At 66.8% G+C, this 7890-nt stretch carries 9 protein-coding genes and 1 pseudogene; 3 read left to right on the forward strand and 7 right to left on the reverse strand.

All coding sequences use genetic code 11. The features are described 5' to 3' along the window. Window positions 1-192 (forward strand): annotated as a pseudogene (locus KBZ15_RS14110) (NHLP bacteriocin system secretion protein); the annotation flags it as partial. Further along, on the forward strand, window positions 189-395 hold the full coding sequence (locus tag KBZ15_RS14115; protein ID WP_255015852.1) for a hypothetical protein: 207 nt from the start codon (window positions 189-191) through the stop codon (window positions 393-395). The pseudogene KBZ15_RS14110 and the gene KBZ15_RS14115, both read left to right, overlap by 4 nt. A 4-nt stretch (window positions 396-399) precedes the next feature. On the opposite strand, the gene KBZ15_RS14120 is transcribed toward KBZ15_RS14115, so the two are convergent. From KBZ15_RS14120 to KBZ15_RS14150, 7 genes are read right to left on the reverse strand one after another with little or no spacing between them, the layout of a single operon-like run. Continuing rightward, complete coding sequence (locus KBZ15_RS14120; RefSeq protein WP_255015854.1) at window positions 400-1458, reverse strand: FUSC family protein; 1059 nt, start codon at window positions 1456-1458, stop codon at window positions 400-402. After that, window positions 1455-1595 carry a hypothetical protein gene (locus KBZ15_RS14125; RefSeq protein ID WP_255015855.1) on the reverse strand — a complete coding sequence of 47 codons (141 nt, stop codon included), beginning with the start codon at window positions 1593-1595 and terminating at the stop codon, window positions 1455-1457. Before KBZ15_RS14125 ends, KBZ15_RS14120 begins: the two co-directional genes overlap by 4 nt. A gap of 56 nt (window positions 1596-1651) precedes the next feature. Further along, window positions 1652-2479: a hypothetical protein gene (locus tag KBZ15_RS14130; protein ID WP_255015856.1), complete on the reverse strand. Its 828-nt coding sequence runs from the start codon at window positions 2477-2479 to the stop codon at window positions 1652-1654. Window positions 2480-2493: 14 nt separating this feature from the next. Next, window positions 2494-4290: a TolC family protein gene (locus tag KBZ15_RS14135; RefSeq protein ID WP_255015857.1), complete on the reverse strand. Its 1797-nt coding sequence runs from the start codon at window positions 4288-4290 to the stop codon at window positions 2494-2496. Between the two features lie 17 nt (window positions 4291-4307). After that, complete coding sequence (locus KBZ15_RS14140; protein WP_255015858.1) at window positions 4308-5174, reverse strand: hypothetical protein; 867 nt, start codon at window positions 5172-5174, stop codon at window positions 4308-4310. Between the two features lie 9 nt (window positions 5175-5183). Further along, complete coding sequence (locus KBZ15_RS14145) at window positions 5184-6245, reverse strand: FUSC family protein (protein ID WP_255015859.1); 1062 nt, start codon at window positions 6243-6245, stop codon at window positions 5184-5186. Beyond that, entirely contained in the window at window positions 6242-7210 is a 969-nt protein-coding gene (locus KBZ15_RS14150; protein WP_255015860.1) for an aromatic acid exporter family protein, read from the reverse strand. The genes KBZ15_RS14145 and KBZ15_RS14150 overlap by 4 nt, the downstream gene beginning before the upstream one ends. 65 nt (window positions 7211-7275) lie before the next feature. Here KBZ15_RS14150 and KBZ15_RS14155 point away from each other — a divergent pair, with 65 nt between their 5' ends. Continuing rightward, the gene (locus KBZ15_RS14155) at window positions 7276-7746 is read left to right on the forward strand and encodes an MgtC/SapB family protein (protein ID WP_255015861.1); all 471 of its coding nucleotides are present in this window, start codon (window positions 7276-7278) and stop codon (window positions 7744-7746) included. Window positions 7747-7890 lie beyond the last annotated feature (144 nt).

A 7890-nucleotide genomic window follows, 5' to 3' on the forward strand; every position in this document is an offset into this window, starting at 1 on the left:
CTCTCGGGGGGCAGCGGTGTGTTCCCGATCCGCGACGGCCTCTCGGTGTCGACCCACGCCTATGTGGAGTGGCGCTCGCCGATCAGCTACGTGATTCCTGGCCTGCGCTCCCTCACCGGCGGATTCCGCACTCCCTGGATCGACCTGCGCTGGAACCTGCCTTCCCTGCGTCAGCCGAATTCCGCCCCATGAGCCGCCCCGTGGACGCCAAGCCCCGTTTCCAGATCCGCAACCCCCTGCTGCGGCAGGAGTTCCCCTGGCTGGTGAGCGAGGTGGTGTTGCTGCTGATCCTGTTCAACGCCAACCCACCGGAGCTGTGGTTCTGGCTGGTGGTGCTGCTGGTGGTGCTCCTCTATCGCGTCGAGCGCTGGTGGTCGTCGCGGCCCAACGCCTGAGTTCTCAGCTCACAAGCTCTCGCCATTGGCGTTCGGTACTCTCCATGGTGTGATCCATGCGGTTGAGCACCATCAACTGAGCGGCCACTCGCTGGAGTTGCTCCGGGCTTAGCCGCCTGTACGCAGCATTGGATTCGGGCGACTGCAGGGCCTCTAAGGACAGCGCCGAACGCGGCTGGCTCGGCGGTGGCTGTAGCTGGGTTGAATCGCTCAGTTGCTGTCGCCAGCTCAGCAAACGAGCGACCACACCCTGCACAAAAGCCAGGCCTGCGTCGTAGTCGACTTGTAGACCCCAGCCCAGCCAGTCGGCATTCGGCAGGCGCCGCAGCTCGTCGAGATCCAGGATCAGGGCCTCGCTGGCCTGGTCCAGCAGTGCCCACATCCGTGCAACAGGATGCTCGCTCGCCAGTGTTCCCAGTTCCAGCAGGGCGCCCTGGCGTTGGTCGCGCAGGCCTTGCAGGCTTGTGCGCAGGCTACGGATCTGCTGCCCTAGCTGGCGGCGACGTTGCGCCTGGGATTGGATAGCTTCCGGCGGGTTCTGCACCACCTGCAGCAGGGTGTGTCCCAGATCCACCAGCAGCTGCAGCAGCCCCTCGCGCTGCTGGATCCGGGCTCTAGACGGCCAGAAAAGGCGCAGGCTGAGCAGGGCCATCAGGATGCCGAACGCGGTCCAGAGCAAGCGCAGCGGGATCCAGCTGTCGAGCTGCTGGTCGTGCGTCAGCCAGCCCATCACCACCACAAAGCAGCAGACCGCATAGCCCACCGTGAGCCGCAACGAGCCGGCGATCAGCCGGGCTAGTAGCAGGGCCAGTGGCAGGCCCACCACCAGCGGCAGATGCCCCCAGGCCCGGTAGCCGAAGAACACCACCATGGCGCCAATTGCGGTGCCAACCAAGCGCTGACGGCCGAGTTCGAGGGTGTTGCCGTAGTTGCCTACGCTGACGCTCAGCACCGCCAAGGAGGCGTAAAGCGCAAAGGGCAGGCCGGTGAGATTGGCGAAGCCGTTCACCACCGTCACAGTGGCAGCGAGGCGCAGGGTGTCCCGCAGGGCAGGGCGGGTCATCCCTGCGAGGCCGAGAGCTGGGCCAGGCCCGCGCTGAGCAGTGCCCGGCTGTGGAGCAGCTGTTTCAACACTTGGCACTGCTGGCCGATGGCCAGCAGCAGGGGCTGGGGGGCAACCAGACGCCCAGCTTCTTCCATCCAATCTTGAGCTTGGCTCGAGAGGGTTGGCCCTGGAGCGGCGGTGGGCTGGGTTTTTAAGGTCCCGGCGAGGCTGGCGAGCGCGCTGCGGAGCAGGGGCTGGGGGCTGTCTGCCGGCAGGGGGGTGTCCAGCTGCCGTAGCAGGGGCTCCAGCAGCAGCCACTGGCGTAACACCTGTCGCCAGATGCTGCCGGCCTGGGCCCAGCGCGACAGCTGGTGTTGGGTGTGGGCGGGCATGGGAAGGCCCTGGTTTTGGTCGCGGAGCTGTTGCAAAAGCTGAATGCTGGGCAGCAGATCCTGGGAGCGCAGGGCAGCTGGGGGCTCACCGCCGCTATCCAGCCACTGCTGCATGGCCAGGATTTGCGCCTCGAGCTGACTGGCGATCCGGGCTTCCAGGGCAGGGAGCTGTTGCAGGGGGCGGCGCGGCCAAAGGCCCAGGTGGCGATCTGCGCCATCAAGATGCCCACCACCGCCGCGAAGGCCAGGTTAAAAATCAACGCCCAGTTGAACTGGTTGCCGCGGTGCATCAGTTCCACGGCCCAGCAGCTCAAATACCCCGTACTCAGGCCTTTGAGCAGCCCCAGGCTGCGCACCAGCACACCGGTGATAAGGATTGCCAGGCCCAGCACCACCCAGCTGGTGGATATCTCGTGCAGCACGATGGCCGTGAGGATGCCGATTAAGGCTCCGGCCACCAGCTGGCCAATGCTGCGGGCGGGGGTGAGGTCGTTCTCATTCACGAACAACACAGCCATCACCAGAGCCAGCCCCAGCAGGTGGTTGCGCCCAGACCAAAACAGGATCCCGATCGTCAGGGTGCTGGCCAGCCAGATGCGCAGACTGTTGCGCCAAATAGGGCTCAGGGAGGGCAGGGCGGCAGCCATGGGGTGTCGCCCGTTCAAGGTTGGGTGGCGGGGCTGCTGCTGAGCTGCAGCTGGGGCTGGATCGGCAGATTGGGATCCCGGGGCATCGGCAGCAGCTCCTTCAGCAACTTCGCGTAGGTGATGTTCACGTTCACCGTGGCGTTGATCCGCCGCACCAGGCTGTTGATCAGGCGGTCTTGGGTATTGGAGAGATTGAGCTCGCTGTCGAGGCCGGTTAGATAGCGCAGCCGCACGTCACGGAAGGCCTCCAGGGCGGCCGCCACGCCTCGGCGAGCTGAACTCAGCTTGGCCAGGCTGGCTTCGTGGTTGAAGAAGGCCTGCTCGATCCGCAGGCGGATGTCGTTGCGACTGGCGGCGTATTGCTGGGCCGTGGCCGCAGCCTGCTTGGTCAGCGCCCGGGCCTGACCAGCCGTGTTGCCGGCATCAAATAGCAGCCAGGTGAAGGTCAAACCCACCGACCAGTCCCAGCCACTGGTGGTGGAGAGGGGCAAGGCGGTGGAACCGCAGCAGCCGCCGCCGCCAAGATCGAAGTTGGTCAGGCTGGTTTGGGAGCTGCTGCCGCCGCCGCTGGCAAACAGGGAGAGTTTCGGCAGCAGACCTGCCGCGGTCGCCTGGCTCTGCTGGGCCAGGGCCGTGCGGGTGGCCAGGATCGCCTCCAGTTCGGGGTTGCCCCGGTAGGCCGCCAGCAGGCTGGCCTCCAGATCGAGGGGCCAGCGCGGTTGCACCACGATCGGATCACTGGCGTTGGGGGTCACCTGGGGCGGCAGGTTGAGCAGCAACGCCAATTGCCTGCGGGCCACTGCCCGGTCGGCCAGAGACTGGATAAGGGTCTCTTCGTCGGCTGCCTGAATGGCGCGCCGCCGCAGCACATCGAGCCTGGGCACCAGGCCCGCCTGCTTGAGGTCGAGGGTGTCCTGCAGGATCACCAGGTCGTTGCGCAGGTTGGCGTCGTAGACGCGCACCAGCTGCTCGTCCTCCTGGAGCTGGTAGTAGGCCTCACTCACCTGCAGCTGCAGGGAGCGCAGCTGGTTGGCATAGGTGTTGCGCTGCTGCTCCAGGCTGGCGCGGGCCGCGCGCACCGAGGGCGTGCGGGCGAAGTCGAGCAGGGCGTAGTTGAGTTGCAGGCCGCCTTCAACGCCCCATTCCCCGGCCGTGGCCGCGACGGAGCCGCCGTTGGGCACATAAAACGGGCCGGCCGTGGGGATGGCTGTGCCGCCAGGTCCGGGGGTGAGGACCCCGTTCGGTGAAAACGTGGGGCCAAAACCCAAATTGTCGTTGGGCTTGTTGGAGGTGGTGGTGCTGCGAGCGCCCTCGTAGCCGCCGTTGGCAAAGGCGCTGATGGTGGGCCAGTAGCTGCCCATGGCGGCCTGGAGGCTGGCCAGGGCGGCGGCCACCTGCTCGCGCTGGGCCTGCAGGGTGGCGCTGTTGGCGAAGGCGATCGCCAGGGCCTGCTCCAGGCTGAGGCTGGCGACGCCGCTGGCCTGAAGCTGCTGGGGGGTGGGCAGATCCAGGGGCGGACCGGCCACCGTATCGGCGGGTTGGATCGGCCCGCTGGCGGGTTGGTTGGCCCGGATCAGATTGGCGGGCAGCTCCGGTGTGCTGAGCACGTCGCCTACTGGGGGCTCGGGTTCGCCGGGGAGCAGTTGATCCAGGGCCCGCAGTTCCGCATCCAGCCGCTGCCAGCTACGCTGGATCAGCTCTGTGCTTTGGGTTGGCCGCGGTTGGCCTGGAAGCGGTGCAGCTAGCGCAGCCGGGGCAAGTTGGGCCGGGATCAGCCCCACCCACAACAGGGCCAGAACGCGGTTGCGCATTGCCACGGTGATGCAGATCAGCGCCTAAGTCGGCGCAGTTTGATTCGCGCAGCAGCTCTTTGGCCCCGGGGGTGTTCAGCTTCCGGGGCGGCAGCGGGTTGACTCGGCCCGTCCTTCGCCTTCGGAATGCCCGGCCCCCTGGGTTTCCCCAGCACCCCGGCGATCATGATGGCCACATACAGCTGGCCCACGATCGTGATCCCCACGCTGGCGGTGAGGCTAGTGAGGCTGCCGCTTTTCAGCACCGGGCTGCCGATGGTGGTGAGACTGGCGAAGGCGGCGCCCAGCATGGCCGGCGCATGGCCGATCCCATCGGGGAGGGCGTGGCCATGGGCCGGCAGGTTGAAGGCCGCCGGGTCGAGCACCAGCAGGGAATTGAGCACGATGCCGCCGGTGAAGCCCACCAGCAGATACCCGGCCGCGGCTCCCATCAGCAGGTCGCCGTTGAAGAGTGGCTCCTCGGCCAAGGCATTGATCAGGTTCCAGAGCAGCTGCAGCATCAGCACCAGCCAAACCACCAAATGCACCACGCTGAGCTGAATGGCCAGGGCTGGGTCGAACACCAGAGCTATCTGCCAGATCACCTCGATCAACAGCGCCAGGAGCCAGGCGAATCCCACCACCTGGCGGCGCAGCAAAGCCTTCTGCAGCCGCGGCTTCAGCCGCTGGGGAATCGACTCGCCCAGCGATGGCTCGAGTCTGTTTTGGGGCAAGAGGGGCGAATCCAGCAATACGGCGACGCTGGCGATCACCAGATACACCAGGCTGACCAGCCGTGGTGCTTCCTCCAGGCCGCGCAGACCCACCAAGGCCAACACCTCAACCGCCAGGAGGCCTCGGTAGAAGGCATGGCGCTGTTGCAGTAGGCGGCTGATCACGGCCATCTGCTTGGTTTAGCTCCTACCCAGAATTGCCGCCCAGTTAGCTTCGCCATTGCGTATGGCCTGCTCGGCCTGGCGGCAGAGCATCAGCCGGCTGGCAATCCGCTCGAGTCGTTGCAGGGAGGCGGTGTTGGCGGTGGGATCGTTGAGCTCTTGGTCCAGCTCCTGCCAGCTGCGTGGTGCCTCAAGCCCTGTCTCTGGCGGCTTGGGCAGGCCCCGGCGAGCGCGGATTTGCAGTTCCCATTGGCCTAGCTGGCTCGCCATGGCCTGCAGCAACTCCGCTTCGGCTCGGTGCAGTTGCACCACCAGCTGGGGATCCTGGAGGGTGGGTGGCTCGCGCACCAGGCCCCCCACAAGGGTGATCAGGCGGGAGGCAGTGGCCTCAAAGTTGTCCATCAGCAGCGTCGCCGGATGGCGCTCCGGCAGGGTGCCCAGCTCCTGCAGCAGTGCTGGCCTTTGCCTGCGGATGGCGACGAGCTGGTTGCGCAGGGCCCGGTAGCGGCCGATTCCGATCGGATCAGCCCCCTCCCCCTGGTCGGCCGCGGCGGGATCCACCCGCGACGCCAGGTCGCGGAAGCAGCTCTGCAGCTGGCCGAGCAGGCCGGCGACCTGGGCCAGGCTGCTGTCGAGTCCGCGGGCGGGCCAGAACAGCCGCAGGCCCAGCAGCGTGATCAGCACCCCGAAGCTGGTCCAGAAAAAGCGAAGCGGAATCCAGCCGGCCAGGCCGCCCTCGTGGACGAGCCAGCCCATCACGATGACGATGCCGCCCACCTTGTAGCCCACCTGCAGCTTCAGCAGGCCGCCCAGCAGGCGCAGGGCGCCGAGGGTGAGCGCGAGCGCCAGCGGCATCGGCAGGCCCCTCAACCCCTCGTAGCCGATCAGCAGCAGCACCGACCCGAGCGCGGTGCCCAGCAGGCGCTGGCTGCCCAGGGCAAGCGCGCCGCCGTAGGTGCCGGTGGACACCGCCAACACCGCCAGGGAAACGTATTGGCTGTCTCCTACCCCCGACAAGCTGGCGAAAGCGTTGCCGAGCCCTGCGGTGAAGGCGGTGCGCAGGCCGTTGCGGTTGATCACGGCGGCGCCATCCGGTTCAAGCCCCCGAGGCAGGCATGCAGAGGGCGGCCCTCCTCTGCTAGGGCCAACAGGGGCAGCAGGGGCAGTTGCAGCTTTTGGGCCAGCTGCTGCCAACGATGGGGCTCACGCCCTGGGGTCGGCCCGGGCTCTCCGCTGAGCTGCCGCTGCAGCTCCTTCACCGCGTGCCGCAGCAGATCGGCCTGCAGGCTCTGCTGTTCGGGCAGGCCGGCCACCAGCCTCTCCCAGGCGATCCAGTGAAAGTGGGCGAGCTGCCACAGCCGCAGCCGTTGCTCCCAGCCGCTGCGTTTGAGGGCCTGATGGCGGGGGGCGCTGCGCTCCTGGGCCACCAGTTGCTCCAAGCATTGCAGGGCGTTGGTGAGCGGTGCCGGATCCAGCGGCTGGGGCCTGGATCGCAGTTGGGCCAGCCAGTCGCTGTAGGCCTGCAGCTGGGTCTTTAGGGCGTAACGCAGGCGCCCATCGGCTGCTTTGAGTTCGCTGCTGCTGTTTTGCGGCCAGAACAGCAGGCCCACCAGGATCGCCACAATGCAACCCACCACCGTGTCGAGGGCGCGGTTGAACACGTAGTCCCAGCCCAGCGCCGTATGGCCGGGAAGCATCAGAAACATCACAGCGATCAGCGCGGCCGTGCCTAAGGCGTTCTGCCCGCCCAGCAGCTGCAGCACAGGAATCATCACCAGCATCGACACCAGGACGCCGATCCAACCGCCGAGGATGGTGTGCACCAGGAAGGTGATCAGGCCCCCCGCCACGGTGCCCAGGATTCGGCCGCTGGCGGCCTTCAGTGTGTGGTCGTCGTTATCGTCGACAACCATCACCACTGCCATCAGCGGGTACCAGGCAAATTGAATGCGTTCGGTCCAGACGGCAATGGCGGCTGTGACGAGCGCGGCCACGAATAACTTCAGGCTGTTGCGCAGCAGCAGATTCTGCACAGGCCGCGGCAACGCTCAGCTGCCTAGAGCTTATGGGGTTCAGCCACGCTTCACAGGGCTGCCATGAGAGGGCTGCCATGAGCTGGCTGCCGGCGCTCACTCCCGATTTGCAGATTCTGCTGCGCCTGGGCCTGGCGGTGCTGTGCGGTTTGGCTGTGGGCATCAACCGCGCCCACCATGGCAACACCAGCCATCCCAACCGCCTGCGGGTGCATGTGCTGGTGGGCCTCAGTGCGTGTCTGATGGTGCTGGCGGCCGGTGACGACCCCCAGGCCCGCAGCCGGGTGATTCAGGGGGTCGCCACCGGCATTGGCTTCCTGGGGGCGGGCGAGATCCTGGTGCCCCCTGCTGCTGACAAGAGGGGTCTGCCTGAGGTGCGCGGACTCACCAGTGCTGCTTCGATCTGGTTTACGGCTGCCCTCGGGGTGACCGTGGCCGCCTCCACCCCCTTACTTGCCGGGGTGGCCCTGGTTCTGGCCCTGATCACCCTGTCCCAGCGCAGCAACGGCGAACCTGGTCAAGATGGCGATCAAAACAGGAAGCGATAGCGACCATTTTCGCCACCATTCTCACCACCGTTCTCGGCGGAGTCCTCTGGAGCGGGCTGGGGCCACTCGGCGTCCCAGTAGCTGATGTCATTGCGATAGAAGGGGCGACCACCCAGCCGCTTGGTCTCCAGCTGGGTCGTGCCC

The organism is Cyanobium sp. BA20m-p-22 (assembly GCF_024346275.1).
Classification (GTDB): Bacteria; Cyanobacteriota; Cyanobacteriia; order PCC-6307; family Cyanobiaceae; genus Cyanobium_A.